Genomic DNA, 25,037 nt, shown 5'->3' with positions numbered 1-25,037 from the left:
TCAGCCTCCGGTGACGGGTTCGAACACCGCCACCTCGTCGCCCGCGCGGATCGGCGCCGACGGCTTGGCGTGGGTCTGGTTGATGGCCAGCTTCAGGCGGCCGGCCGGGGCCAGTTGCGGATAGCGTTCGCCAAGCGCGGCCAGCAGTTGCGCGCCGGTGGACTCGCCGTCCAGCGGCCAGGCCTCCGCGCGCTTGCCGACCAGTTCGGCCACGCGGGCGAAGTACAGAAGATTAATCGTTGCGCCATTCACCGCTTTTACCTCCCGCCTTGTACTTCAGGCGAACTTGTTCGATCACGATACCTTTGTCGGCCGCTTTGCACATGTCGTAGATGGTGAGCGCGGCGACGCTGCACGCGGTCATGGCTTCCATTTCGACGCCGGTCTTGTAGCTGGTGCGGCAGGTGGCCAGGATGTCGATGCGGTGCGCCGCGTCGTCCAGCGCGAATTCGATGCCGACGAACGACAGCGGCAGGCTGTGGCACAGGGGGATGAGCTCGGCGCAGCGCTTGGCCGCCAGGATGGCTGCGACGCGCGCGGTGTTGAGCACTTCGCCCTTGCCCTGGCCGGGCTGCGTCAGCAGGCCGTAGGCCACCGCGTTCATGCGGACGCTGGCGGTGGCGATGGCGACGCGTTCGGTGTCGGTCTTGCCGATGACGTCGACCATGCGGACCTGGCCGGCTTCATCCAGGTGGCTCAAGGTGGGGGCGGGGGTGGACATGGGAATCGGGATCGAGAATTGTTAATGATTGAAAAGAGCGGTCCCGGCAGGCCGTGGCGGGCCGCTGATGCGCCTATGATAGACGAGCCGCCGCCCGCCGCGCTTTGAGGAAAGATAAGCGCGGCCGCCGTCGCCGTGGCGCCGCGCCCGCCCGCTTCATCCCGGGGTACGCGCCGGTCGCGGCTTGCGCGCTTTCGTGCCCCTGCGGGGGCATTTGCGCTTTTGGCGGCGCGGCCGCGATGGCGCGGCGCAAAAAGCCCCCCAATTTGCTCGAAGGACGCGATAATGGCCTTCGATTCGTACCAGGAGACGCACAATGCCCTTGCGGATGCCCAAGTTCCGGTTTACCCGCCGCTTAGGCAAGATCCTCTTGGGCGTCGTGGCCACGGCGTTGATCCTCTGTGGCATCGCCGCCTGGCAGGTGCCCAAGGTGCTGCACAATGTGCTGACCCAGGACGTCGCAAAGATGCTGGGCCGCGACGTCGCCGTCGGCAAGATCACCTTCAATCCCTTCACGCTGACCGTGCGCGCGCGCGATCTCGCGGTGGCGCAGCCCGGCTCGCAGACGCCGCTGCTCACCGCCGCAGAGGTCGACGTCAGCGCTGCCTGGACCTCGCTGTTCTGGTTCGCGCCGGTGGTCGACCGCTTCACCTTGCGTTCGCCCACCCTGTCGATCGTGCGCGAGGACGTCACCCGCTTCAACTTCTCCGACGTGCAGCAGCGCGTGGCCGAGATGACGGCCGCCAACCCCGACGAGCCGCCCAAGCCCGATGAGGGCCTGCCGCGCTTTTCCCTGAACAACATGGTGATCGAGGGCGGCGTCGTCACCCTGGACGACAAGGTCACCGGCCGCAAGCAGGTGATCGACGAACTGGCCGTGGGCGTGCCGTTCATCTCCACCTTCGGCTACGCCACCGACATCGACGTGCAGCCGCGCCTGCACCTGCGCATCAATGGCAGCCCGTTCGACCTGACCGGCGTGGCGCGGCCCTTCGACAAGGTGCCGTCGTCGACGCTGCGGGTCGCCTTCACCGGGCTGCAACTGGAAAAATGGGCCGACGTCTGGCCCATGCCGCTGCCGTTCAAGCTCGAGCGCGCGCTGCTCGACTCGAACTTGCAGATCGTGTTCGAGCAACCCAAGGACGCGCCGCCCAAGATCCGCGTGGTCGGCGACCTGGGCCTGCGCCAGTTCGACCTGCGCGATAACGCCGGTGAAAGCCTGGCGGCCTGGAGCGCGCTGACCATCAACCGCCTTGAAATCGAACCGATCGCGCGCCAGGTCTATGTGGGCGACGTCGGCCTGTGGGCGCCGCAGGTCTACGCGCGGCGCTACAACAACCAGCGCCTGAACTGGCAGGACGTGGCCGACAAGCTCAAGCAGCTGGGCGGCCCGGCGCCGGCGGCCAAGCCCGCCGCGACGCCTGGCGCGAAGCCGGCCAGCGGCGCCAAGCCGCCCGCGGGCGGCGCGCCCGCCGCCACGGCAAGCGTGGACGCCGGTGCTCCCGCCAAGCCCGGCGCCGCCAAGCCGGCCGCCCCGGATTCCGCCGCCAAGCCAGCGGCGGAGAAGGGCGCGCCCGCCGCGAGTCCCGCCGCCGTGGCAACGGCCAATCCCGCACAAGCCGCCAAGCCCGCGACCGCCCCGGCCGCCGGCCAGGCATCCGCGCCCGCCGTCGGCAACCCGGCATCCACGCCCCAGCCCGCCGCGCCCGCCGCCTCCGCGCCCAACGGTGCCCCGGCCGCCGCCGGCACGCCCCCCGCCGCCGACGCCCCGCCCAAGCCGGCCGCGCCCAAGCCCGCCGCGCCCGCCGAATGGAAGGTCACGCTGGACGCCTTCAATATTCACGAAGGCGAGCTCTACGTCACCGACGCCGTCAGCAAGCTCGACTACACCCTGACCGGCCTGGGCGTCACCGTCGAAGGCGTGGCGCTGCCGCAGGTCAAGGGCGAACCCATCAATCTCTGGCTGACCGTGGACAACAGCACCGACGGCGGCTGGATCCGCGCCAAGGGCCCGCTGGTGCTGCAGCCGCTGTCGCTGGAACTGGCGCTGCGCATGGGCAACGTCGCGCTGGCGCCGTTCGCGCCGGCCGTGCGCAGCCTGTCGCCGATCCAGCTGCTGGACGGCCGCCTCGGGCTGACGGCGCAGGTGCACGTGCTGGACAACAACGGCGCCATCGACGCATCCGCCACCGGCGTGCGCGCCGAGCTGGCCCAATTCAAGGCGCGCGACGAAACGCTGAAGCCGGCGCTCGACATCGCGCTGCAGCAGCTGGTCGTTACCGCCGACCGCCTCGCCATGGGCCCGGGCGCCAGCAATTTCACGCTGGCCGCGGCCGGCATCCAGGGCGGGGGCAAGCTCGACCTGAAGGGCGCCTTCACGCCGCAGCCGCTGACCGTCAAGACGTCGGTCGACCTGTCCGGCCTGAACGTCGCCTCGTTCGCGCCGTATTTCGCCTCCAGCCTGAACGCCACCGTGCGCGCCATCACGCTGGGCGCCAAGGGCGACGCCGACTTCGCCGCGGCCAACGGCAACGCGCCGATGAAGGCTGGCTGGAGGGGCGGCGTCGAGATCACCGACGTCGACCTGCAGGACCGCGTCAACAAGGACGACTTCCTCAACTGGAAGCGCCTGGCGTTCTCCGGCATGAACGTCGCCGTGGCGGGCGAGAAGATCGCCGCCGGCCTGGGCGACATCGCGCTCGACGACTTCTACGGCCGCATCCTGCTGAACGCCCAGGGCCGCCTGAACGTCATGGACCTGGTGGCGGCGCCCGGCCAGGCCGGCGGCTCCATCACCCAGGATACGCAGACCCCCGGCCGGCGCGCCGAACCGCCGGCGCCGGCGGCCAAGGGCGGCGGCATGCCCGACATCTCGCTCAACAGCGTCACCTTGACGCGCGGCCGCATGACCTTCACCGACCGCTTCGTCAAGCCCAACTATGTGGCCGAGCTGTCCAATATCGACGGCTCCATCACGGCGGTCTCGTCCACCAACCCGCAGCCCGCCAAGGTCAAGGTCACCGGCCGCGTCTACACCACCGCGCCCCTGTCGATCAGCGGCGTGGTGCAGCCGTTCGCCAAGTACCTGTCGCTCGACCTGAAGGCGTCGGCCAAGGGCGTGGACCTGCCGCGCTTCAACACCTACTCGGCCAAGTACGTCGGCTACCCGATCAAGCGCGGCAAGCTATCGGTCGACCTGGAATACAAGATCAAGGACCGCGCGTTGCTGGCCACCAACCACGTGGTGCTGAACCAGCTCACCTTCGGCGACAAGACCAACAGCCCCGACGCCACCAAGCTGCCGGTGCTGCTGGCCGTGGCCCTGCTGAAGGACTCGCGCGGCAACATCGACATCAACCTGCCGATCTCCGGTTCGCTCGACGACCCCGAGTTCTCGGTCGGCGGCATCGTCGTGCGGGTGCTGCTGAACCTGGTGGTCAAGGCCGTCACCTCGCCGTTCAGCCTGCTGGCGTCCGCCTTCGGCGGCGGCGAGGAACTGTCGTACGTGGAATTCGCGCCCGGCAGCGCCGCGCTCACCGAAGACACGCTGCAGCGCATCGAAACCCTGACCAAGGCCCTGGCCGACCGCCCCGCGCTCAAGATGGACCTGAGCGGCCGCGCCGATCCCAAGACCGACCTGGACGGCCTGCGCCAGGCCTGGGTCGACGCCCAGATCCGCCTGGCCAAGGCCCGCGACATCGCGCCGCGCGGCAAGAAGCCGAACCCGGCGGGCGTCGAGGTCTCGGGCGCCGAACGCGCCAAGTACCTGGAAGAGGTCTACGACGACACCGACATCAAGGACAAGCCGCGCAATTTCATCGGCATGGCCAAGTCCGTGCCGCCGGAGCAGATGGAGGAGATGCTGCGCAGCGTGGCGCCGGTCGGTGAGGAACAGTTGCGCCAACTGGCCGACGCGCGCGCGCAGGCGGTATACGAAAAGCTGCAAGCCCAGGAAGGACTCGCGGATCGCGTGTTCATCGTTGCCCCGCAACTGGACGCCGATGGCATCAAGGACGAGGGCCTGCCCTCGCGCGTGGACTTCTCCCTGAAGTGAACCCCGGCGGTTCGCCAGGACGCGCCCGCGTCCGGCGGCCGTCCCTTGCCCGGAGATGCATGATGAAAGACCAGGACGCGCATTTCGACAGCCTGCTGCCGCCCCTCAAGCTCGACCGCCGCGGCTTCATCGCCACCACCGTCGCCGCCGGCTTCTCGCTGGCCGCCGGCCCCGCCGTCGCGCAGACCGCCATCAAGACCGACGCCAACGGCCTGACCGCCGGCAAGGTCGACATTCCGCTCACCGATGGCAAGATGCCCGCCTACCGCGCCGCGCCGGCCGGCAAGAAGAACCTGCCCACGCTGCTGGTGGTGTCCGAGATCTTCGGCGTGCACGAATACATCCAGGACGTCTGCCGCCGCCTGGCCCACCTGGGCTACCTGGCCATCGCGCCCGAACTGTTCGCGCGCCAGGGCGACCCGTCCAAGTACACCGAGATTCCCAAGCTGCAGGCCGAGATCATCGGCAAAGTGCCCGACAAGCAGGTGCAGGCCGATCTCGACGCCACAGTCGCCTGGGCCGCCGCCAACGGCGGCAGCGACGACAAGCTCGGCATCCTCGGCTTCTGCTGGGGCGGCCGCCAGGTCTGGCTCTACGCCGCCCACAACCCCAAGCTCAAGGCCGGCGCCGCCTGGTACGGCCAACTGGCCGGCGACCCCACCGAACTCAAGCCCCGATCCGTCCTCAGCCTGGTCAACGACCTCAAGGCCCCGGTCCTCGGCGCCTACGGCGGCAAGGACGCCGGCATCCCCCAGACCGACGTCGACAAGATGCGCATCGAACTCGCCAAAGGCCCCGCCGCCGCCAAGGCCTCCCGCATCGACGTCTACCCCGAAGCCCCCCACGCCTTCCACGCCGACTACCGGCCGAGTTACCGCAAGGCCGAGGCGGAGCAGGCCTGGCAGAGGATGCTGGACTGGTTCAAGCAGAATGGGCTCGGGGCTTGAGGCGAGAAGCTCGTTCTTCGTAGGCCGCCCCTGGCGTCGGCCGGGCAGGCGGAGCGCGCCCACGATTGCGGTCCGGAGCCTTCGCTCCGGACTGCCCCGTTGTCATCTTCGTTGTCGCCTTCGGCGACTGCCTTCAGATTCCCTCGGGCGCATCGAGGTTGCGCCCCGCCTGCCCGGCCGACGCCAGGGGCTACCGACATCTGCATAGGTGAGGCCGCTCGGGCGGAGTGAGGGGAGAGATCTTGCGTTGCCCGCCGGGACCGGCTGCGCGGGCAGCCGGTCCCGGCATACGCTTTGGCGGTGCGTCGAAGGGCTGGCGCTGCGCGCGGGTGGCGAGGAGGGACGGTAGCTGCAACGTCGTTGACGGGAAGATCGGTGTGATCGTTGACGGGCGGCCTGCGGCTATCCGTGGGACGTCAATCCTCCGCACTCCAGACTCCGTTCCCAAACGCTCATGCCTCCCGCACGCGCGCAGCGTCATCCGTGACCGCAAGACCCCGCGTAAGCCAAAAAAAGGCCGCCCGCGCGGCCGGTTTTGGCGGGCCCTGCAAACTCCTCCCACCCCCGTAGATGCGGCCAAGCATGCCAAGCACCCACCTCGCCCCAACAATGCGGAAACCAAGACATCCTGAGCCCGGCGGGACGGCGGCAGGCGGGGGCGGGGCGTGTAGATGCGCCCGACGGAATCCGAAGGAGTCGCCGAAGGCGAGGACGAGGATGAGGATGGGGCAGTCCGGAGCGAACGCTCCGGACCGCAATCGTAGCCCCGCCCCCGCCTGCCGCCGTCCCGCCGGGCGGCTCAAGAACTCAATCCCCCGCCAGCAAAAAACCCCGCAGAGAATTCACTTCTCCGCACTCTCCCCCGGCAACCCATCACTAACCTCAGCCAACGCCGCCTTCATATCCTCATAAGAAATCACCCGCTCATTCTGAAAACTCCCCAGCACCCCCCGGCACCCGTCGACGCCCGACCGCTTCATCTCCTCCATCATCCGCGTCCCATCCGCCAGCCCCTTCTGGTACAGCCCGTCATACCCCGCGGCCGAAAACCCATATTCCTTGGCATACCGCTCCAGGTTCTTGCGCGAGGTCGCCTGGTGCTGCGCCAGGTCGGGTTCGGACGCCCCGCAGGAACGGGCCGCGCCGTTGGAGGCGCCCGCCGCCACCACGAACGATTCGAACTGGGCCTGTTCTGCCGCGTCGGGCGCGGCCCAGGCCGGGGCGGCCGCGGCCATCGTAAAGGCCAGGCCGATCAACATCTTGCGCATCGGTTCATCTCCGCAAAGCGCCCGCGCGCGGCCATCGCGCCCGGGCATTGATCACGCCCACATTATGGCAATGATCCCCGCGCCGCCCTGCGTGTGGAGTCGTTTCAGACTGTGCGGGTTTCTTTCCCGATCTGTCCGCCGGGCCAGCAAGCGCAACAGACACGAACTATGATGAGGGCTGTGGGGCACGTCCGCCCCAATGCAACACCCCAACACTGGAGATCCTCCCATGAGCATCAAAGTCGGCGACCGCGTGCCCGATGGCACCCTGACCGAATTCATCGAAACCGAAAGCGAAGGCTGCTCGCTCGGCCCCAACGCCTTCCAGGTCGCCGACCTGACCCGCGGCAAGACCATCGCCCTGTTCGCGCTGCCCGGCGCCTTCACGCCGACCTGCTCGGCCAAGCACCTGCCGGGCTACGTCGAGCAGGCCGCGGCCCTCAAGGCCAAGGGCGTGGATGAAATCTGGTGCGTGTCCGTCAACGACGCCTTCGTCATGGGCGCCTGGGGCCGCGAACAGAAGACCGGCGGCAAGGTCCGCATGCTGGCCGACGGTTCCGCCCTGTGGACCAAGGCCCTGGGCCTGGAGCTGGACCTGATCCAGCGCGGCATGGGCGTGCGCTCGCAGCGCTACTCGGCCCTGATCGTCGACGGCGTGGTCAAGCAGCTGAACGTCGAAGGCCCCGGCAAGTTCGAAGTCAGCGACGCCGCGACCCTGCTGTCGCAACTCTGATTTCTCGCGCAGTTCCTGTTTCATCGCTCAATGCGCGGGCCGCCCAGGCGGCCCGCGTCGCTCCCCCCCGGCAGGGGCAGCCAGACGCCATGCTTGCAACCCTCTCTTCTTTCTCGTCGCTGTATGTCGCGACCCTGCTGATGCTCATCGGCACCGGCCTGTTCAACACCTACATGGGGTTGAGGCTGACCGCGCAGTCCGTCAGCGAGATCTGGATCGGCGCGTTGATCGCCGGTTACTACCTGGGGCTGGTGTGCGGCGCGCGGCTGGGCCACAAACTCATCATCCGCGTTGGCCACATCCGCGCCTTCGTCGCCTGTGCCGCCGTCGCCACCAGCATGATCCTGGCGCAGACGCTGGTCGATTCCATGCCGCTGTGGCTCGTGTTCCGCGTCATCTCCGGCATCGTCATGGTGACCGAATTCATGGTCATCGAAAGCTGGCTCAATGAACAGACCGAGAACCATCAGCGCGGGCGCGTGTTCTCCGTCTACATGGTGGTGTCCGGCCTGGGAACCGTGCTGGGGCAACTGGCCCTGACGGCCTACGCCACGCTCGACCTGCGGCCGCTGACCCTGGTGGCCATGTGCCTGGTGCTGTGCCTGGTGCCGATCGCCGTCACGGCGCGTTCGCACCCGCCCACGCCGCTGCCCGCCGCGCTCGACATCCGCTTCTTCATGCGGCGCGTGCCGCTGTCCATGACGGTGCTGTTTGTCGCCGGCAACCTGTCGGGCGCCTTCTACGGCCTGGCCGCCGTCTACGGCGCCAAGCACGGCATGACTACCTCGCAGGCCGCCATCTTCGTGGCCGCCGCCGTCACCGCCGGGTTGTTGTCGCAATGGCCCATGGGCTGGCTGTCCGATCGCATCAACCGCGCCGGCCTGATCCGCTTCAACGCATTGCTGCTGGTATTGCTGCCGGTCGTCATGTGGGGCTGGCTGACGCTGCCGTTCTGGGCGCTGGTGCTGCTGTCGTGCGCCTTCGGCATCCTGCAGTTCACCCTGTATCCCCTGGGCGCCGCCTTCGCCAACGACCACGTCGAATCCGAGCGCCGCGTCAGCCTGTCGGCCGTGCTGCTCATGACCTATGGCGTGGGCGCCTGTGTCGGCCCGATGATCGCCGGCGTGCTGATGTCGCTGGCCGGCCACAGCATGTATTACGTCTTCATCTCGGCCTGCGCCCTGATCCTGGTCTGGCAGGTGCGGCCCACGCGCGTCACCGGCGCGCACCAGGTCGACGAGGCGCCGGTCCACTTCGTGCCGATGCCGGACACCCTGCAGAGCTCGCCGGCCGCGGCCGTGCTCGATCCGCGGGTCGACGTCGAAAACGATATCAGCATCGAAATGGTGCAGCCCGATCCGGCCGCCGCGCCCGCCACGCCGCCGGTGGAAGGCGCGGGCGCCGTGGACCCGCCTGGCGGGGCGGCCGAGACGCCGCGGGATGAACCCGCCGAGCCTGAGCGCCAGGCCCGCACCGGCACCTGACTGCCGCCGCGATTCACCAGGGCGCCATCAGCACGATGGCCGCCAGCGCCAGGGCCAGGCCGACGCCATTCAGGCGCGTCAGCGGCTCGCGGAACACCAGCGTTCCGACCAGCGTGCCCAGCGTGATCACGCCCATGTTCATGGACGCGAACACCAGAGCGGGGTGCTCCGGCAGCGCCTGGTGCGCGCGGATGTAGGTGATGATGTTGCCGAAATTCACCGCGCCCAGCGCCACGCCGGCCGCCAGGTGGCGCGGCGCCCAGCGTGCGCGGCGCCACAGCAGGTAGGCCAGCATCAGCGCGCTGGACAGCGCGAACGCCAGCAACAGGCCGCCCGCGAACGCGGTGCCGGCGCGCGCCATCTGCTTGAACAGGATATCCACCACGCCGTAGGCGACCCACACCGCCAGCGGCCACAGCCACAGCGCGCGGCGGTGCGCGGCGTCCATCGCGCCCGGGGCCGCCGCGTCCGTGGCGGCGGGCCGGCGCAGCAGGCAGAACAGCGCGGCGAAGGCCAGCGCGATGGCGCCCAGCTTGCGGCCGCTGACCGGCTCGCCGAACAGCAGGAACGCCGCCAGCAGGGGAATGAACAAGGACAGCCGCTGGGCCGCGTCGCTGCGCACCACGCCGGCATGGCGCACCGCCAGCGCCATCGCCATGAAGCCGCTCGGCAGCAGCAGGCCCAGCGCCAGCAGCACGGCCCACGGCGTCTGCGGCGTCAGCAGCGCGGCCGGATCCGGCCGCAGCACGACCCAGCAGAGCAGGGCGGCGACCGCGTGGTTCACCATGATGGCCCGGCGCACGTCCAGCTGCCAGCGCCGTGCCAGCTTCAGCATCGCCGCCACGGCGACGCTGCAGGCGACGCTGGCCAGCAGGTAGAACAGGCCGGGCGCCAGCGTCACGCCGAGATATCCTGGCGCGCGTGGTGGTGCGCGTGCTGGCCGGCGTCGATGCGCATGCCCAGGCGTTGCAGCAGGCGCTGGTCCGCCTCCATGCGCGGGTTGCCGGTGGTCAGCAGCACGTCGCCGTAGAACATCGAATTGGCGCCCGCCATGAAGCACAGCGCCTGCATGGCGTCGTCCATGGCTTCGCGCCCGGCCGACAGGCGCACCATGGCGCGCGGCATGGTGATACGGGCCACCGCGATGGTGCGCACGAACTCGAACGGATCAAGCGGCTCGGCATCGGCCAGTGGCGTGCCCTCCACCCGCATCAGGTTGTTGATCGGCACCGATTCGGGGTAGGGCTCCATGTTGGCCAATTGCGCGATCAGGCCGGCGCGCTCCTGGCGCGATTCGCCCATGCCGACGATGCCGCCGCAGCAGACGTTGATGCCGGCGCCGCGCACCCGTTCCAGGGTGTCCAGGCGGTCCTGGTAGGTGCGGGTGGTGACGACCTTGCCGTAGAACTCAGGCGCAGTGTCCAGGTTGTGGTTGTAGTAGTCCAGGCCGGCGTCCTTGAGCTGTTCGGCCTGGCCCTCGCGCAGCATGCCCAGCGTGACGCAGGTCTCCAGGCCCAGCGCCTTGACCGCGCTCACCATCTCGGCCACGGCTTCCAGGTGATGCGGCTTGGGGCTGCGCCAGGCCGCGCCCATGCAGAAGCGCTGCGCGCCGCCGGCCTGCGCGGCGCGCGCCGCCGCCAGCACCTCGTCCAGCGGCATCAGCTTTTCGGCTTCCAGGCCGGTGTCGTAGCGCGACGACTGCGAGCAGTAGCCGCAGTCCTCGGGACAGCCGCCGGTCTTGATCGACAGCAGGCTCGACAGCTGGATGCCGTTGGGATCGAAATGGGCGCGGTGCGTCTGCTGGGCGCGATACACCAGGTCCATGAACGGCAAGTCGTAGAGCTCCATCACGGCGGCGCTGCTCCACGCGGACGCGGGTTGCGGCCGGGACGGCTTGGGAACGGGAATGTAGGCGGTCTGCATCAACGGACTCCAGGAAGGCTTGCGGGGATCGCGCCGCGCGCCTTGGCGGGGCGGCTTGATCGGCGGATCGTAAGAAGCTGCGCAGGGTTGGCGCAATCTCGGGCCTGTCCGTGTTTTTGCGGGTGCGTTGGAGGCGATTTCGGAGGATATGGCGTTTTTTAGCGGGGATGCGAATCTAACGCGGCGCCATCTTCGCGCAGCCGTAACCCCGGATTATTTTGATTCAATTTGTAAATACACGCGCCAGGCATCAGCCTTGGCCGGCTTTGCCCCGGGTCCGCGGCTTTTCGTGGCCGGTGATGCCGCGGTCGCGGGCCCACACGATCGCCGCGCTGCGGCGGTGCACGCCGATCTTGCTGTAGATGGTGGCCACGTGGTTGCGCACGGTATTGCGCGACAGGCGCAATTGGCGCGCGATACCGTCGTCGTCGTGCCCCTGGCACAGCAGGTCCAGCACCTCGCGTTCGCGCGCCGTCAGTTGCGCCAGGTCGGCCACGTCGCGTGACGCCGGGGCCGGCGCGCGCAGTTGCGCCAGCTTTTCGATGATGCCGCGGCTGAACCATGACGTGTCCTGCATCACCGCCTCGATCGCGGCCAGCAGTTCGGTCTCGCTGCGCTTGCGTTCGCTGATGTCCTGCATCACCAGCAGCACGCGGCGCTCGCCGCCAATCATGACCGGTTCGGCGGACGCCAGGCAGTCGAGCTGGCCGCCATCGGCCGCGACCAGCATGGCCTCGCGGTTGCGCACGCTCTCGCCGCGCGCCAGGCTCTCGGCCATGCCTTCGGACGGACGCAGGCCCAGCGCGGTCAGTTCGCGGCCGACGGCATCCTCGGGCGAGACGCCCACGGCCTGGGCAAAGGCGTCGTTCAGGTCCAGCGCGCGCAGCGACTCGCCTTCGCACAGCGCCATGGGCACCGGCGCCAGCCGGAAGGCCTTGGAAAAGCGCTCCTCGCTGTGTTGCAGGGCCTCTTCCGCGCGCTTGCGCTTTTCCAGGTCGATGAAGGTGAACAGCATGCACGGCTCGCCCTGCATGTCGATCGGCTGGCCGGCGACGATGACGAACCTGGCGCCACCGTCGCCCAGCCGCAGCACGCCTTCGCGCTGGCTGATGGTCAGGCCGGCGTTCAGCTTGGCCACCGCGTCGTCCTTGTCCTCGCCGCCGTCCAGCACGTCGAGTTCGTAGGCCGACTTGCCCAGCACGGCCTCGCGCGGCAGCCCCGTCATGTCCAGGAAGCCCTGGTTCACTTTCACGTAGCGCAGGTCGGACAGCCGGCAGATCAGTGCCGGCGCGGGATTGGCGGCGAAGGTGCGTTCGAAGCGCTGTTCGGCGTTGAACGCCTCGGTCTGGTCGTCCAGGATCAGCACGCGGTAGTCGGCGTCGTCGTCTTCGAGCAGCAGGCCGCGCGCGCGGATGTTGCGCAGGAAGTCGGGGTCGTCCTTGCGGGTCAGGTCCAGCAGCAGGTCGTCGAAGGCGGCGCCCGCGGCCAGCAGATCCAGCGGATACTGCCGGGCCGGCACGCGGTGGTGGTTGCGGTAGGTCAGCGCATAGCGTTTGCGGTAGCCGGCCGGGGTGTTGCCCAACGCCTCCAGTGTGTCGATGCCATGCAGCGCCAGCGCGCTGGCGTTGGCCCAGGCGATGGCGCCATTGGCTTCGAGCAGGATGATGCCTTCGTTCAAGCCTGCGATGATGCGTTGCAGGTGCTGGCGATGCGCGTGCGGGGCGGCGTTGCTGGGGGTCACGTGGGCCTCTTGGCTTGGCTGGCACAAGCGCACAGGATGCGTTGCGCGGCGCGCCATGTCCAGAGGATAAACGGACGAGACGGGGGAAGGGGGCGGCACGGCGCTTGCTGCCGCGCAAAGCAAAAAAGCCCCGGAATCCGGAGCTTTTGGCGGGCGCCTTCTGGCGCAGTGCAGGAAGACTCCTGCGGAACAACTGGATCTTGCGGCTTGCTGGGATGCACGCAAGTGCTTGGCGGAGCGGACGGGGCTCGAACCCGCGACCCCCGGCGTGACAGGCCGGTATTCTAACCAACTGAACTACCGCTCCGCAGCGGCTTACTTCACTTCTGGCATGTCGTCTTGTCAGGACGATCCTGCAGGTCCGGTCGGCGAGCCAGCGAACTGGCGTCCCCTAGGGGATTCGAACCCCTGTACTCACCGTGAAAGGGTGATGTCCTAGGCCTCTAGACGAAGGGGACCGGAAACTGCAACTGCTCGAACTACTGTACTACTTACTGCTTTACTGGTGGAGGTAAGCGGGATCGAACCGCTGACCTCTTGCATGCCATGCAAGCGCTCTCCCAGCTGAGCTATACCCCCCAGAATCCCTGCCGTTCCAACCTGCAAACAACAAGGCTTACACCCTATAAATGCAAAAAGCCCCGAGGACGGAGCTCTTGAAAGGCACTGCGTAGAGCGCTTTTGGCGGAGCGGACGGGGCTCGAACCCGCGACCCCCGGCGTGACAGGCCGGTATTCTAACCAACTGAACTACCGCTCCGCAGCGGCATACTCAACTACTGTGTCACTTCAACTGCATCTTGTACTGCTGCCAGTAAAACTGGCGTCCCCTAGGGGATTCGAACCCCTGTACTCACCGTGAAAGGGTGATGTCCTAGGCCTCTAGACGAAGGGGACTTGGACTTGCGTCGTGCTTTACTACTGCACTATTTCTACTGCACTATTTACTACTCTTCGCTTTGGACTGGTGGAGGTAAGCGGGATCGAACCGCTGACCTCTTGCATGCCATGCAAGCGCTCTCCCAGCTGAGCTATACCCCCGTTTTTCTAATCAACTCCAGCCACGTTTTACGTTTCTCCGAACGCTTTCACGCCCGTTTTTTCGTATCTCGTTGCCGGTTTTGTTTAGTGCCGTTGGCGAAGAAACGAGATTATGCACGAACTAAATTCGGCGTGCAAGTCGGTTCGATGCAAAAAATGAAAAAGTTGCGTGGAAGTCGCTTTCAAGGGGACGCATGCGCGGGAAGCCGGAGATAAATCAAGGGTTTGCGCGAATGCTATCGTGGGGAAGGTCGCGGGCGCGCACAATGTGTATCCCGCCATGATGTCTTGCCGGCAGGAGAATTCTTTCGCATGAGCACCCGGACTTCCTTTCCGACGCGCCAGTTGGGGCGCAGCGACATGTTCATCACGCGGATTGGCGTGGGCGCCTGGGCCATGGGCGGCAACGCCTGGGCCATCGGCTGGGGCCCGCAGGACGACGGCGATTCGATCGCCGCGATCCGCCTGGCGGTGGACCGCGGCATCAACTGGATCGATACCGCCGCCGTCTACGGGCTGGGCCATGCCGAGGAAGTGGTGGGGCGGGCGCTGGCGCAGATGAGCCCCGCCGACCGGCCCTACGTCTTCACCAAGTGCGGCCTGACCTGGTCCCCCGACCAGCCGCGGGCGACGCCGCGGCGCAATGGCGCGCCGGCCAGCATCCGCCGTGAAATCGAAGGCTCGTTGCAACGCCTGGGCGTGGAACGGATCGACCTCTACCAGATGCACTGGCCGGCCGGCGACGGCACGCCGCTCGAGGCCTATTGGCAGGAACTGCTCGACCTGAAGCAGGAAGGCAAGGTGCGCGCGGTGGGCCTGTCCAACCACAACCTGGCGCAGTTGCAGGACGCCGAGACGCTCGGCCACGTCGACTCGCTGCAGCCGCCGTTCTCGGCGATCCAGCGCGGGGCGGCCAACGACCTGATTCCGTGGTGCGCGCAGAACGGCACCGGTGTCATCGTCTACAGCCCGATGCAGTCGGGCCTGCTCAGCGGCGCCTTTTCCGCCGCGCGGGCGCAGGCCCTGGGCGCGGATGACTGGCGTTCCCGCAACGCCGAATTCCAGGCGCCCAACCTGGCGCGCAACCTGGCCCTGGCCGAAGCGCTCAAGCCCATCGCCGAACGCCACGGCACCACCCAGGCGGCGGTGGCCATTGCCTGGACGCTGGCGTGGCCGGGCGTCACCGGCGCCATCGTCGGCATGCGCAACGCGGCCCAGGTCGATGGCGTGCTGGGCGCGGCCGAACTGGAGCTGGACAGCGACGACATGGCGCGCATCGCCGACGCGATCGAGCTGACGGGCGCGGGAGTGGGGCCATTGCGGCCGCTTGACGACAGCGGCGCGCTGCCGGTCAATTTGTTGCGCTAGGGGCGCGCCAGGACAAGCGCTGGCAGTAAAGGCGTGGGCCAGTACAGGCACGGCCGGTAAAGGCGTGGCCGGCAAGGGGGCGGCCTGCAAAGGCCTGTGAAGTGGAACCGGGCCAGGCAGAACCCGGCCCGTTCCTGGTTCAGGGACGACGCGCGCGGCGGCTGCCGAAGGCGGCGATGAGGGCCAGGCCGATCAGCGCCAGCGCCGACTTGTCGCCGAAGCGGGCGTAGGGCGTCAGGCCCGTCATGCCCTGCACCGAGACCGGCAGCACGCCCGGCTGCAGCGGCGCCAGTTGCGCCGCCACGCGGCCCTTGGCGTCGATGGCCGCGGTGATGCCGGTGTTGGTCGAGGTCAGCATGGGGCGCGCGGTTTCGATCGTGCGTAGGCGCCCGATCTGCAGATGCTGGCGCAGGGCCCACGTATCGCCGAACCAGCCCAGGTTGCTGACGTTGACCAGGATGGTCGCGCCCGGTTCGCCATTGGCGCCCGGTTGCAGCGCCGGCAGCAGGTCGGGACCGAACAGGTCTTCGTAGCAGATGTTGAAGGCGATGTGCTGGCCGCCCACCGCGAACGGCGTCTGGCGCTCGGGGCCGCGGTCGAAATCGCCCAGTGGGATGTTCAGCATGTCGACGAACCAGTGAAAGCCCGGCGGCACGTATTCGCCCCAAGGCACCAGGTGGCGCTTGTCGTAGCGCATGGCGGTGCTGCCGCCGGTCAGCTGTTCCAGCGGCGTCTGGCCGTCGAAACCCATGACGCTGTTGGTGTAGCGGTCGCGGCCATTGCGCACGTCGTGGATCGGCACGCCCATGGCGATCACGGCGTTCTGCCGCGCCGCCACCTGGCGCCAGACGTCCCAGACGCGGGGATCGAGCTGGTCCTGGAAGATCGGCAGCACGGTTTCCGGCAGGATGATCGTCTGTGGCGGCGGCACGCCCGCGGCCGGCGGCAGGGCCGCCAGTTCGAGGTGGCGACGCAGGCTCTGGTCCAGCAGCGCCGGGTCGAACTTCTGCGATTGTTCGATGTTGCCCTGGACCAGCCGCACGTTCAGCGCATCGCCGCTGGGCGTGGACCAGTCGATGCGCGACAGCGGCCAGCCGGCGGCGGCCAGCGCCAGCGCCACGCCGGCGGCCAGCGCCCGCCGGCCGTCGCGCGCTTGTTTCCGGTCGCCCGCCGGGCGCCACAGGCTGGCGATGGCGGCGGCGGCGAAGGCCGCCACCAGCGCCATGCCATGCACGCCCAGCAGCGGCGCCCAGCCGGCGATGGGGCTGTCGACCTGCGCGTAGCCGATGTTGAGCCAGGGAAAGCCGGTCAGCAGCACCGCGCGGACCCATTCGAAGCCGGCCCACAGCGCGCCCCAGGCCAGCGTGCCGGACAGCACGCGACCCGGCGCCGAGTCGGCCGTCAGCGGCACGTAGCGCCGCGCCAGCGCGCCGGCCGTGGCCGGGAACAGCGCCAGGAAGGCGGACAGCGCCAGCACCGCGGCCACCGCCAGCGGCGCGGCCAGGTCGCCGTAGCGGTGCAGGCTGATGAAGATCCAATACAGCCCCAGCGCGTAAGTGGCGAAGCTGAACAGCCAGCCGCGCAGCCAGGCCTGGCGGGCCGAGGGCGCGTACAGGGTGACGCGGGCGGCCACCGCCAGCGCCAGCACCTGGGTGATGGCCAGCGCCCAGCCCGGCAACGGGCCGGGGGCGAAGGTGAGGGCCTGGACGGCGCCGGCCAGCGTCAGGCCGGCCGCGCCCAGCAGGAACGGACCGCGGGGGGCGCGGCTCATGCGTCGGTATCGGGCGGAACGCCGCGGGACGGCGCGACGCGCTTGACGCGCAGCCAGATGGCGCGGCGGGCGTCGCCGCGCGCCACTTCCAGTTTCAGGCCGTCGAATTCGGCGCTGTCGCCGCGGCGCGGGATGCGACCCAGCTGGCCGCCCATCCAGCCGCCGACGCTGTCGTATTCGTCGTCGGGCAACTGGCAGCCGAACACGTCGTTGAAGTGCGAGATGTCGGTGGCGGCCAGGACGCGCCACTGGTTCTCGCCTTCGGGGAAGATCGAGTCTTCCTCGGTTTCGTCGAATTCGTCTTCGATGTCGCCGACGATCTGTTCCAGCACGTCTTCCATCGTGACCAGGCCGGAGATGCCGCCATGCTCGTCGATGACGATGGCCTGGTGGTTGCGGCTGGCGCGGAACTCGTGCAGCAGCACGTTCAGGCGCTTGGATTCGGGGATGAACACGGCCGGGCGCACCAGCGTGCGAACCTCGATGTCGGGTTCCAGCATGCAGCGCAGCAGGTCCTTGGCGAGCAGGATGCCGATGATGTTGTCGCGGTCGCCCTCGTACACCGGGAACCGCGAATGGGCGGTTTCGATCACGGTGGCCACCAGGTAGGGAATGGGCTGCGTGACGTCGAGCAGGTCCATGCGCGAGCGCGGCACCATGATGTCGCCGACGGTGCCTTCGGACACGGCCAGCGCGCCCTTGATCATCTTGTAGGACTCCGCGTCCAGCAGGTCGCGGTCATGCGCGGCTTCCAGGATGGCCTTGATGCCTTCACGGTCCTCGGGCTCGCGGCGCACGAGGGAAAGCAGGCGGTCTAGAAGGGATTTGGTGGCGGGTTTGGATGAGCGAGAGGGAGTCGCTTCGGGAGCAGGATAAGGGTCAGACATCGTCCGGGAGGACAAGTTATGGAGGGGCCAGCATAACCGAATCTGGCGCGCAATTTGTAACGCGACCCCGGAAAATGGGTCCAACCGACGCGATCTGCGCCTTGCTGGCCGCCATTTCGCGTCGATTGCTCAGGGTTGACCCCAGGCCCGTGAATCAGGCGGCAAGATAGGGATCGGCGATGCCCATGCGCGCCAGCGTGGCGGTTTCCAGCGCTTCCATGCGGCGGGCGTCGCGCGCCTTGATGTGGTCGTAGCCGAGCGAATGCAGCACGCCGTGCAGCGTCAGGTGGGCGGCGTGGTCCAGCAGCGCCTTGCGCTGCTCGCGGGCCTCGCGCACCAGCACCGGCACGCACATCACGATGTCGCCGCGCGCCACGCCCAGCGGATCGACGCCGTACTCGAAGGTCAGCACGTTGGTGGCGTAGTCGCGCTGGCGGAAGTCGCGGTTCAGGCGGCGTCCCTCGGCCGCGCCCACCAGGCGCAGGCTGAGCTCGGCGGCGCTGAATTCCACCAGGCCATCCTCGGCCGCGGCGGCCAGCGCGCGCTCGGCCCAGCGGCGCAGGCGCCAGCGCGGCAGGCGGGGTTCCTCGACGCCGTACTGGACGGACAGGGACAGTTCAGGCGTCATTTTCCGCGGCCCGGTCATAGGCATCGACGATGCGCGCCACCAGCGGATGGCGCACCACGTCGCGGCTGGTGAAGCGGGTGGTGGCGATGCCCTGCACGTCGTGCAGCACCTTGACCGCGTGCGCCAGGCCGCTTTCCTGGCCGCGCGGCAGGTCCACCTGCGACGGGTCGCCGGTGATGACGGCCTTGCTGCCGAAGCCGATGCGCGTCAGGAACATCTTCATCTGTTCCGGCGTGGTGTTCTGCGCCTCGTCCAGGATGACGAAGGCGTGGTTGAGCGTGCGGCCGCGCATGTAGGCCAGCGGGGCGATCTCGATGGTCTGCTTCTCGAACAGCCGCTGCACCTTCTCGAAGCCCATCAGGTCGTACAGGGCGTCGTACAGCGGACGCAGGTAAGGGTCGACCTTCTGCGCCAGGTCGCCGGGCAGGAAGCCCAGGCGCTCGCCGGCCTCGACCGCCGGGCGCGTCAGCACCAGGCGCTGCACCGTGTCGCGCTCCATCGCATCGATGGCGCAGGCCACCGCCAGCCAGGTCTTGCCGGTGCCGGCCGGACCCACGCCGAAGGTGATGTCGTGCTTGAGGATGTTGTTCAGGTAGTCGCGCTGGCGCGGCGTGCGCGGCCGCAGGTCGCTGCGCTTGGTGCGCAGGGCGATGGCGTCGCTGTCGTCGTCCAGCGACGGCAGCGGATCGGCCTCGCGGGCCGGCGCGTCCTGCAGCTTTTCTTCCTGGCGGCCGACGCCGATCTCGACCAGCCCCAGCTGGATGTCGTCGACCGACAGGGCGCGGTGCACCGCCTGCTCGTGGAAACGGCGCAGCACGCGGCCGGCCAGTTCGGCCTTGTCGCCTTCGATGGTGACGCGGCTGCCGCGGCGCGAGAGCTTCACGCCCATGCCGTCGGCGAGCTGGCGCAGGTTCTCGTCCAGCGGGCCGCACAGGTTGGCCAGGTGGGTGTTGTCGCCGTCCAGGGTGACGACGACGGGCATGCTGCGGCGGGCGCGGGGGCGGGAAGTGGTCATTCGGCCTCTTGGGGATCGCGGTCGACGTCGGCCACGCGGGCGCGCAACGAGTTGGTGTGCGCCTCGGTGATGATGACGTCGACCATCTGTCCGATGAGCCGCGCGGGCGCGGCGAAATTGACGATGCGGTTGTTCTCGGTGCGGCCCATCAGCTCGTTCGGATCGCGCCGCGACGGGCCTTCGACCAGCAGGCGCTGGCGGGTGCCGATCATGTTGCGGGCGATGGCGGCGGCCTGCTCGTTGATCAGCGCCTGCAGGCGCTGCAGGCGGCGCAGCTTGACGTCCTGCGGGGTGTCGTCGTGCAGGTCGGCGGCCGGCGTGCCGGGGCGGCGCGAGTAGACGAACGAGAACGAGGTGTCGAAACCGACGTCCTCGATCAGCTTCATGGTCTTTTCGAAGTCTTCCTCGGTTTCGCCGGGGAAGCCGACGATGAAGTCCGACGACAGCGTCAGGTCGGGACGCGCGGCGCGCAGGCGGCGCACCACCGACTTGAACTCCAGCGTGGTGTAGCCGCGCTTCATGGCCGCCAGCACGCGGTCGCTGCCGGCCTGCACCGGCAGGTGCAGGAACGACACCAGCTTGGGCAGGCGGGCGTAGGCGTCCACCATGCGCTGGGTCATTTCCTTGGGGTGCGAGGTGGTGTAGCGGATGCGTTCGATGCCGGGGATCTCGTGCACGTATTCCAGCAGCATGGCGAAATCGGCGATTTCGCCGCCATCGCTCATGCGGCCGCGGTAGGCGTTGACGTTCTGGCCCAGCAGGGTGACTTCCTTGACGCCCTGGTCGGCCAGGTCGGCCACTTCGACCAGCACGTCGTCGAACGGACGCGAGACTTCCTCGCCGCGCGTGTACGGCACGACGCAGAAGCTGCAGTACTTGCTACAGCCTTCCATGATCGAGACGAAGGCGGTGGCGCCCTCGACCCGCGGCGGCGGCATGTTGTCGAACTTCTCGATCTCCGGGAAGCTGATGTCGACCTGCGAGCGGCCCTCGGCGCGGCGGCGCTGGATCAGGTCGGGCAGGCGGTGCAGGGTCTGCGGGCCGAACACCACGTCCACGTAGGGCGCGCGCTTGACGATGGCCTCGCCTTCCTGGCTGGCGACACAGCCGCCCACGCCGATCACCAGGTTCGGGTTGGTCTTTTTCAGGTGCTGCACGCGGCCCAGGTCGGAAAAGACCTTTTCCTGGGCCTTTTCGCGCACCGAACAGGTGTTGAACAGGATGACGTCGGCGTCTTCCGGGTTGTCGGTCAGCTCCAGCCCCTGGTCGCCGCGCAGCACGTCGGCCATCTTGTCCGAGTCGTACTCGTTCATCTGGCAACCAAAGGTGCGGATGTACAGCTTGCGGGGGGCGCCGGTGGCGGGGGCGGGCGGGACGGCGGCGGCGCCGTCTTGCGCGTGGGGCACGCGCTTGAGGGAAGTTTCTTGCATGTCGGTCGCCGTGACGGGTGTAGATCCCGGGGGCAGTGGAGAGGGGAAAAGCGGAATTTTACCCCTTGCTGCAAATTTCCTTCATGCGGACGCAATGCAGGGTTACGATAGCTGGCCCTCGCCGATTCCCTTTCCGAGAACAATTATCTTTACGCGACCGGTCCGATGACGACGAATCCCTCCCTTCCGCCGGCCGCCACGCTCGCGCCCGGCGCCGCGACCGCCGCGACGGACGAGTTCCGCAATCCGCTGTCGACCTCCGCCTGGCTGCTGGCCGGGCTCGGGGTGGCGCTGGTGGCCGCGGTCTGCGCCCTGTGGGTCGACCTGCCGCTGGCGACCTGGATCCGGCAATCGGTCAGCGACGGGGTCAACACCTCGTTCGAGTGGATCGGTGAAATGGGCGAAAGCGGCCGCTACATCGGCGTGGCGCTGGCGTTCTACATCGTCGGCCTGGTCGGCCTGGCGCGCGGCTGGCGCAATCCGGTGCGCATGAGCTACGCCAGCATGGCGCGCGGCAGCCTGCTGATGCTGTCGACCATGGCGGTCGGCGGGCTGGTGGTGCTGGTGCTCAAGCGCTCGGTGGCGCGGGCCCGTCCCGAGCTGTTCTTCGAGAAGGGCATCTACGGGCTGGGCGAATCGTTCTCGCGCGCCAACCAGTTCAATTCCTTTCCGTCCAGCCACACCTATGCCGCCTTCGCCGTGGCGGTGGTGCTGGGCATCCTGGCGCCGCGCTGGCGCTGGGCCTTCCTGTCGCTGGCCGCGCTGGTGGCGACCAGCCGCCTGGTCAACCTGGATCACTACCTGTCCGACGTGTTGACCGCCGCCGCGATCGCCATCGCCGTGGGTCACCTGCTGGCGCCCCGGGTGCTCTGTAGCAAGTACCAGTGGCCGCTGCGCGCGCCGTGGCGCTGGTGGAAGAAGGGCTGAGCGCGCCGCGAGGCGCCGCCGACGGACTTCAATGAAAATGGCCGCCATGCAGGCGGCCATTTTCATTGGCGGCAAGGTTCAGGCGAACGCCACCACCACGCGGCGGTTGGTGCGGCTTTTCTTTTCGATCTTGGTGACGGTCACCGCGCCGATTTCGCCCGTGTTGGCCACGTGCGTACCGCCACAGGGCTGGCGGTCCACGCCTGGAATCTCGATGATGCGGATGCGTTCCGTGCCGGCCGGAGGCGCCGCGCCGATGGTGCGCACCAGGTCCGGCTGGGCCGCCAGCTCCTCGGGCGTGATGGCGTTGACCGTGACGTCGGTGGCGGCCGTGATCAGCGCGTTCAGGCGCTCGGTCAGGTCGGCCTTGTCCAGCGTCGACTCGGGCAGGTCGAAGTCGATGCGCGCCGAGTCGGGCGAGATGCTGCATCCCGTGACCGGCGCGGGCACCAGCGCGCCGAGCAGGTGCAGGCAGGTGTGCAGCCGCATCAGCCGGTGGCGCCGGGGCCAGTCGATGGCCACGGTGACGCGTTCGCCCACTGGTGGCGGCGCCACGCCTTCGGCCAGCACGTGCACGATGCGGCGACGCTCGTCGGCGTAGACCGTGTCGGTCAGCGCCAGCACCCGGCCGTCGGCCAGGGTCAGCGTGCCGCTGTCGCCCGCCTGGCCGCCGCTGCGGGCGTAGCAGACGGTCTGGTCCAGTTCGACGCCGTCGGCGCCGACGGCGATGACGGTGGCGTCGCACTGCCGTTCATAGGGCGCGTCGTCGAAGCGCTTGCGGGTCACGCTCATGGGGAAGTCTCCGTGTCCATTGTCCGTATCAGGCCAGGGTCTTGATGCCCTGCGGGGTTTCGATGGTGGCGCGCAGGCACGGCGCGCCGTCGGCCTGTTCGACCGTGATGAGATGCTCGGCGCCCAGCCAGGCCAGCCCCTGGCGCAGCAGCGCCGCGCGCGGGTGGGTGCCGGCCAGCGCCACCAGGGCCAGCGGTTGGGGCGGCAGGCTGACGCCGGGATAGGCGTCCACATCCCACTGGATCAGCGTCGGCAGCAGGCCGTCGCCGGCCGTTGCGCCTGCTTCGCGCCAGGCCGGCAGGCTGCCGTCGTCGGGCACGGTAAGGCGCCAGCGCAGGTCGCCGCGGGTCATGGGGATGGCGGGCGCGATGCGATCGGGGTGCCGCGCCTGCCATGCGCTCAGGTCAGCGGGCGCCTCGACTCGCGCCGCCCAATGCGCCAGGAACGGCCCTTCGGCCAGGCGCGCCCGCATGGCCGGCTGGTCCAGCCCGAACCAGCGCGGCCGCTGCGGCGCGGGCGCGTCCGGGTCGATGGCGATCACTTCCAGGTACACGCCGTTCGCCATGCCCAGCACGCGGTTGTGGGTGCCCATGCGCGGATGCGCGCCGCCGCCCGTGGGGGCGATGCCCAGCAGGCCGGCCACGTGGCGAGTGCCGCTGTCCAGGTCCGCGGCGGCGACGACGAGATGATCGAGAGCGAGTTTCATGAGGCCTATGGTAGCGAATACGGCGGCAGCCGTACCCGTACACCCTGTGGGCGGAGCGTCTGTACAGTGCGGGGCTGCCTCCCGCTCGTGCTAGGCCGCGACGCTGATCCCGGCAGTGTCGGATTGCCTTGCCTTGCGTACCCGTATCTCCACGTGCTGGTCCAGCGCGACCAGGGCGCGCAGGAGCCGCTCCAGCGAGATGTTCTGCAATTGGTAGCGGCGGATCTGGGAGACCTTGGGCTGGGTCATGCCGGTCAGGGCGGCAACCTGGGCCTGGGTGAGCTGGCGCTGGTCGATCAGATCGTTGAGCTTGATGGCGAGCTGCGCCTGGGTGGTCAGATCGGCGGCGTCGTCAAAGCCGAGGTCATGCAGAACATTCAGGGTGCCGGTAGTACGCGTCATGGTTGTCTCTTGTGGGGCCCATAGCGGGCCTGAACCTGTTTGAGCCGCGGGAGTTCGATAAACATGAATATACCTGTTCGGATATAACGGTCAACCTCCATGGCGACGGTCATGGCAAAGGTATCCGCATGTAGGACGGGCGGCTATTCGTAGTGACCGAGGGCCCTGCGCCAGGCTCGTCCGCCCATAAAAAAACCCGCCACAGCGGGCGGGTCTTGCGGGGCGGGAAGCAACTCAGGCGACTTCGCCTTCCTCGCCTTCCTTCTTGACCGGCTTGACCAGGTCTTCGCGCTTGACGCCCATCCACATGGCCAGCGCGGCGGCGACGAACACCGACGAGTAGATGCCGAACCAGATGCCGATGGTCAGGGCCATGGCGAAGTAGTGCAGGGTGGGGCCGCCGAAGAACAGCATCGCCAGCACCATCATCTGGGTCGAGCCGTGGGTGATGATGGTGCGCGAGATGGTCTGCGTGATTGCGCTGTTGATGACTTCCTGCACGTCCGCCTTGCGGTACTTGCGGAAGTTCTCGCGGATCCGGTCCATGATGACCACGGATTCGTTCACCGAGTAGCCCAGCACCGCCAGCACGCCGGCCAGCACCGACAGCGAGAATTCCCACTGGAAGAAGGCGAAGAAGCCCAGGATGATGACCACGTCGTGCAGGTTGGCGATCACGCCGGCCACGGCGAACTTCCATTCGAAGCGGAAGCCCAGGTAGACCATGATGCCGATGACCACCACCAGCAGCGCCATCAGGCCGTTGTGCAGCAGTTCCTGGCCCACCTGCGGGCCGACGAACTCGACGCGGCGCAGTTCCACGCCCTGGTCGGCGGCCTTGAGCGCGGCCATCACGGTTTCGCTCTGGGTGGCGGAAGTTTGGCCTTCCTGCAGCGGCAGGCGGATCATGACGTCGTGCGAGGTGCCGAAGTTCTGCACCTGGAAGTCGGTGTAGCCCAGCTTCGAGACCACGCCGCGCACGTTTTCAAGCTGCGCCGTCTGGGCGTAGTTGACTTCCATGACCGTGCCGCCGGTGAATTCGATCGACAGGTGAAAGCCGCGCGTGAGGATGAAGAAGACGGCCGCCACGAAGGTGACGAGGCTGATGATGTTCAGCACCAGCGCGTGGCGCATGAACGGGATGGTGCGGTGAATCCGGAAAAATTCCATGTTTTGCCCTGGCTATTCGGTGGCGGGCGG

The 25,037-nt window shown here is 68.3% G+C and carries 21 protein-coding genes and 6 tRNA genes; 6 read left to right on the top strand and 21 right to left on the bottom strand.

What is annotated here, in order from left to right:
- Together ACVN9Z_RS01460 and moaC are read right to left on the bottom strand one after the other, a co-directional pair.
- The gene (locus ACVN9Z_RS01460; RefSeq protein WP_020926652.1) at positions 1–252 is read right to left on the bottom strand and encodes a MoaD/ThiS family protein; all 252 of its coding nucleotides are present in this window, start codon (positions 250–252) and stop codon (positions 1–3) included.
- Complete coding sequence (gene moaC, locus ACVN9Z_RS01455; protein ID WP_006386670.1) at positions 233–721, bottom strand: cyclic pyranopterin monophosphate synthase MoaC; 489 nt, start codon at positions 719–721, stop codon at positions 233–235. Before moaC ends, ACVN9Z_RS01460 begins: the two co-directional genes overlap by 20 nt.
- Positions 722–1,037: 316 nt before the next feature.
- Between moaC and ACVN9Z_RS01450 the strand changes: the two genes are divergently transcribed.
- Both ACVN9Z_RS01450 and ACVN9Z_RS01445 read left to right on the top strand, forming a co-directional pair.
- Entirely contained in the window at positions 1,038–4,775 is a 3,738-nt protein-coding gene (locus ACVN9Z_RS01450) for a DUF748 domain-containing protein (RefSeq protein ID WP_458213007.1), read from the top strand.
- A 62-nt stretch (positions 4,776–4,837) separates the two neighbouring features.
- Positions 4,838–5,722 (top strand): dienelactone hydrolase family protein, encoded by an 885-nt coding sequence (locus tag ACVN9Z_RS01445; RefSeq protein WP_316314964.1) that lies wholly within the window; start codon positions 4,838–4,840, stop codon positions 5,720–5,722.
- Between the two features lie 842 nt (positions 5,723–6,564).
- On the opposite strand, the gene ACVN9Z_RS01440 is transcribed toward ACVN9Z_RS01445, so the two are convergent.
- The gene (locus ACVN9Z_RS01440; protein WP_006386666.1) at positions 6,565–6,990 is read right to left on the bottom strand and encodes a hypothetical protein; all 426 of its coding nucleotides are present in this window, start codon (positions 6,988–6,990) and stop codon (positions 6,565–6,567) included.
- A 229-nt stretch (positions 6,991–7,219) separates the two neighbouring features.
- Here ACVN9Z_RS01440 and ACVN9Z_RS01435 point away from each other — a divergent pair, with 229 nt between their 5' ends.
- Together ACVN9Z_RS01435 and ACVN9Z_RS01430 are read left to right on the top strand one after the other, a co-directional pair.
- A complete protein-coding gene (locus ACVN9Z_RS01435) occupies positions 7,220–7,723 on the top strand; it encodes a peroxiredoxin (RefSeq protein ID WP_026385101.1) in 504 nt (167 codons plus the stop codon).
- Positions 7,724–7,812: 89 nt separating this feature from the next.
- Positions 7,813–9,207 carry an MFS transporter gene (locus ACVN9Z_RS01430; protein ID WP_020926656.1) on the top strand — a complete coding sequence of 465 codons (1,395 nt, stop codon included), beginning with the start codon at positions 7,813–7,815 and terminating at the stop codon, positions 9,205–9,207.
- A 13-nt stretch (positions 9,208–9,220) separates the two neighbouring features.
- On the opposite strand, the gene ACVN9Z_RS01425 is transcribed toward ACVN9Z_RS01430, so the two are convergent.
- The 9 genes from ACVN9Z_RS01425 to ACVN9Z_RS01385 form a co-directional block, all read right to left on the bottom strand.
- The gene (locus ACVN9Z_RS01425) at positions 9,221–10,102 is read right to left on the bottom strand and encodes an EamA family transporter (protein WP_458213497.1); all 882 of its coding nucleotides are present in this window, start codon (positions 10,100–10,102) and stop codon (positions 9,221–9,223) included.
- 2 nt (positions 10,103–10,104) lie between these two features.
- Positions 10,105–11,130 carry a biotin synthase BioB gene (gene bioB / locus ACVN9Z_RS01420; protein WP_006386662.1) on the bottom strand — a complete coding sequence of 342 codons (1,026 nt, stop codon included), beginning with the start codon at positions 11,128–11,130 and terminating at the stop codon, positions 10,105–10,107.
- A 250-nt stretch (positions 11,131–11,380) separates the two neighbouring features.
- Positions 11,381–12,928 (bottom strand): PAS domain S-box protein, encoded by a 1,548-nt coding sequence (locus ACVN9Z_RS01415; protein WP_458213006.1) that lies wholly within the window; start codon positions 12,926–12,928, stop codon positions 11,381–11,383.
- 173 nt (positions 12,929–13,101) lie between these two features.
- A tRNA-Asp gene (locus tag ACVN9Z_RS01410) sits at positions 13,102–13,178 on the bottom strand.
- 75 nt (positions 13,179–13,253) lie between these two features.
- Positions 13,254–13,329 (bottom strand) — tRNA-Glu (locus ACVN9Z_RS01405).
- A 45-nt stretch (positions 13,330–13,374) separates the two neighbouring features.
- Positions 13,375–13,450: transfer RNA gene (locus tag ACVN9Z_RS01400), tRNA-Ala, on the bottom strand.
- A gap of 103 nt (positions 13,451–13,553) precedes the next feature.
- A tRNA-Asp gene (locus ACVN9Z_RS01395) sits at positions 13,554–13,630 on the bottom strand.
- 61 nt (positions 13,631–13,691) lie between these two features.
- A tRNA-Glu gene (locus tag ACVN9Z_RS01390) sits at positions 13,692–13,767 on the bottom strand.
- A gap of 68 nt (positions 13,768–13,835) precedes the next feature.
- Positions 13,836–13,911 (bottom strand) — tRNA-Ala (locus tag ACVN9Z_RS01385).
- Between the two features lie 312 nt (positions 13,912–14,223).
- On the opposite strand from ACVN9Z_RS01385, the gene ACVN9Z_RS01380 reads away from it, so the two are divergent.
- On the top strand, positions 14,224–15,279 hold the full coding sequence (locus tag ACVN9Z_RS01380) for an aldo/keto reductase (protein WP_458213005.1): 1,056 nt from the start codon (positions 14,224–14,226) through the stop codon (positions 15,277–15,279).
- 139 nt (positions 15,280–15,418) lie between these two features.
- On the opposite strand, the gene lnt is transcribed toward ACVN9Z_RS01380, so the two are convergent.
- From lnt to miaB, 5 genes are all read right to left on the bottom strand, one after another.
- Entirely contained in the window at positions 15,419–17,050 is a 1,632-nt protein-coding gene (gene lnt, locus ACVN9Z_RS01375) for an apolipoprotein N-acyltransferase (RefSeq protein ID WP_458213004.1), read from the bottom strand.
- Positions 17,047–17,937, bottom strand: a complete 891-nt coding sequence (locus ACVN9Z_RS01370; protein ID WP_026385103.1) for an HlyC/CorC family transporter — start codon at positions 17,935–17,937, stop codon at positions 17,047–17,049. The genes lnt and ACVN9Z_RS01370 overlap by 4 nt, the downstream gene beginning before the upstream one ends.
- A gap of 154 nt (positions 17,938–18,091) precedes the next feature.
- Positions 18,092–18,565, bottom strand: a complete 474-nt coding sequence (gene ybeY, locus ACVN9Z_RS01365) for an rRNA maturation RNase YbeY (protein WP_006386657.1) — start codon at positions 18,563–18,565, stop codon at positions 18,092–18,094.
- Entirely contained in the window at positions 18,555–19,580 is a 1,026-nt protein-coding gene (locus tag ACVN9Z_RS01360; protein ID WP_026385104.1) for a PhoH family protein, read from the bottom strand. Before ACVN9Z_RS01360 ends, ybeY begins: the two co-directional genes overlap by 11 nt.
- Positions 19,577–21,010 carry a tRNA (N6-isopentenyl adenosine(37)-C2)-methylthiotransferase MiaB gene (gene miaB / locus ACVN9Z_RS01355; protein ID WP_026385105.1) on the bottom strand — a complete coding sequence of 478 codons (1,434 nt, stop codon included), beginning with the start codon at positions 21,008–21,010 and terminating at the stop codon, positions 19,577–19,579. The genes ACVN9Z_RS01360 and miaB overlap by 4 nt, the downstream gene beginning before the upstream one ends.
- Positions 21,011–21,175: 165 nt before the next feature.
- Here miaB and ACVN9Z_RS01350 point away from each other — a divergent pair, with 165 nt between their 5' ends.
- Positions 21,176–21,937 (top strand): phosphatase PAP2 family protein, encoded by a 762-nt coding sequence (locus ACVN9Z_RS01350; RefSeq protein ID WP_316312014.1) that lies wholly within the window; start codon positions 21,176–21,178, stop codon positions 21,935–21,937.
- A gap of 78 nt (positions 21,938–22,015) precedes the next feature.
- Here the strand turns inward: ACVN9Z_RS01350 and ACVN9Z_RS01345 are convergent, their stop codons facing one another.
- From ACVN9Z_RS01345 to secF, 4 genes are all read right to left on the bottom strand, one after another.
- Complete coding sequence (locus ACVN9Z_RS01345; RefSeq protein WP_020926663.1) at positions 22,016–22,729, bottom strand: alanyl-tRNA editing protein; 714 nt, start codon at positions 22,727–22,729, stop codon at positions 22,016–22,018.
- Between the two features lie 28 nt (positions 22,730–22,757).
- Positions 22,758–23,435, bottom strand: a complete 678-nt coding sequence (locus ACVN9Z_RS01340) for a VOC family protein (protein ID WP_458213003.1) — start codon at positions 23,433–23,435, stop codon at positions 22,758–22,760.
- Positions 23,436–23,525: 90 nt separating this feature from the next.
- Positions 23,526–23,837 carry a helix-turn-helix domain-containing protein gene (locus tag ACVN9Z_RS01335; protein WP_006386651.1) on the bottom strand — a complete coding sequence of 104 codons (312 nt, stop codon included), beginning with the start codon at positions 23,835–23,837 and terminating at the stop codon, positions 23,526–23,528.
- 234 nt (positions 23,838–24,071) lie between these two features.
- Entirely contained in the window at positions 24,072–25,007 is a 936-nt protein-coding gene (secF, locus tag ACVN9Z_RS01330; RefSeq protein ID WP_006386649.1) for a protein translocase subunit SecF, read from the bottom strand.
- Positions 25,008–25,037: the final 30 nt, after the last annotated feature.

The sequence above is a fragment of the Achromobacter sp. KK8 genome (assembly GCF_054188005.1).
Note: the sequence above shows the minus strand (reverse complement) of the source record. Positions and strands in the feature narration are given on the sequence as shown.

Coding starts and splice junctions, on each gene's coding strand:
- moaC (WP_006386670.1), bottom strand. CDS start 721: ATGTCCACCCCCGCCCCCACCTTGAGCCACCTGGATGAAGCCGGCCAG.
- ACVN9Z_RS01450 (WP_458213007.1), top strand. CDS start 1,038: ATGCCCTTGCGGATGCCCAAGTTCCGGTTTACCCGCCGCTTAGGCAAG.
- ACVN9Z_RS01445 (WP_316314964.1), top strand. CDS start 4,838: ATGAAAGACCAGGACGCGCATTTCGACAGCCTGCTGCCGCCCCTCAAG.
- ACVN9Z_RS01440 (WP_006386666.1), bottom strand. CDS start 6,990: ATGCGCAAGATGTTGATCGGCCTGGCCTTTACGATGGCCGCGGCCGCC.
- ACVN9Z_RS01435 (WP_026385101.1), top strand. CDS start 7,220: ATGAGCATCAAAGTCGGCGACCGCGTGCCCGATGGCACCCTGACCGAA.
- ACVN9Z_RS01430 (WP_020926656.1), top strand. CDS start 7,813: ATGCTTGCAACCCTCTCTTCTTTCTCGTCGCTGTATGTCGCGACCCTG.
- bioB (WP_006386662.1), bottom strand. CDS start 11,130: ATGCAGACCGCCTACATTCCCGTTCCCAAGCCGTCCCGGCCGCAACCC.
- ACVN9Z_RS01415 (WP_458213006.1), bottom strand. CDS start 12,928: ATGGCGCGCCGCGCAACGCATCCTGTGCGCTTGTGCCAGCCAAGCCAA.
- ACVN9Z_RS01380 (WP_458213005.1), top strand. CDS start 14,224: ATGAGCACCCGGACTTCCTTTCCGACGCGCCAGTTGGGGCGCAGCGAC.
- lnt (WP_458213004.1), bottom strand. CDS start 17,050: ATGAGCCGCGCCCCCCGCGGTCCGTTCCTGCTGGGCGCGGCCGGCCTG.
- ACVN9Z_RS01370 (WP_026385103.1), bottom strand. CDS start 17,937: ATGTCTGACCCTTATCCTGCTCCCGAAGCGACTCCCTCTCGCTCATCC.
- ybeY (WP_006386657.1), bottom strand. CDS start 18,565: ATGACGCCTGAACTGTCCCTGTCCGTCCAGTACGGCGTCGAGGAACCC.
- ACVN9Z_RS01360 (WP_026385104.1), bottom strand. CDS start 19,580: ATGACCACTTCCCGCCCCCGCGCCCGCCGCAGCATGCCCGTCGTCGTC.
- miaB (WP_026385105.1), bottom strand. CDS start 21,010: ATGCAAGAAACTTCCCTCAAGCGCGTGCCCCACGCGCAAGACGGCGCC.
- ACVN9Z_RS01350 (WP_316312014.1), top strand. CDS start 21,176: ATGACGACGAATCCCTCCCTTCCGCCGGCCGCCACGCTCGCGCCCGGC.
- ACVN9Z_RS01345 (WP_020926663.1), bottom strand. CDS start 22,729: ATGAGCGTGACCCGCAAGCGCTTCGACGACGCGCCCTATGAACGGCAG.
- ACVN9Z_RS01340 (WP_458213003.1), bottom strand. CDS start 23,435: ATGAAACTCGCTCTCGATCATCTCGTCGTCGCCGCCGCGGACCTGGAC.
- ACVN9Z_RS01335 (WP_006386651.1), bottom strand. CDS start 23,837: ATGACGCGTACTACCGGCACCCTGAATGTTCTGCATGACCTCGGCTTT.
- secF (WP_006386649.1), bottom strand. CDS start 25,007: ATGGAATTTTTCCGGATTCACCGCACCATCCCGTTCATGCGCCACGCG.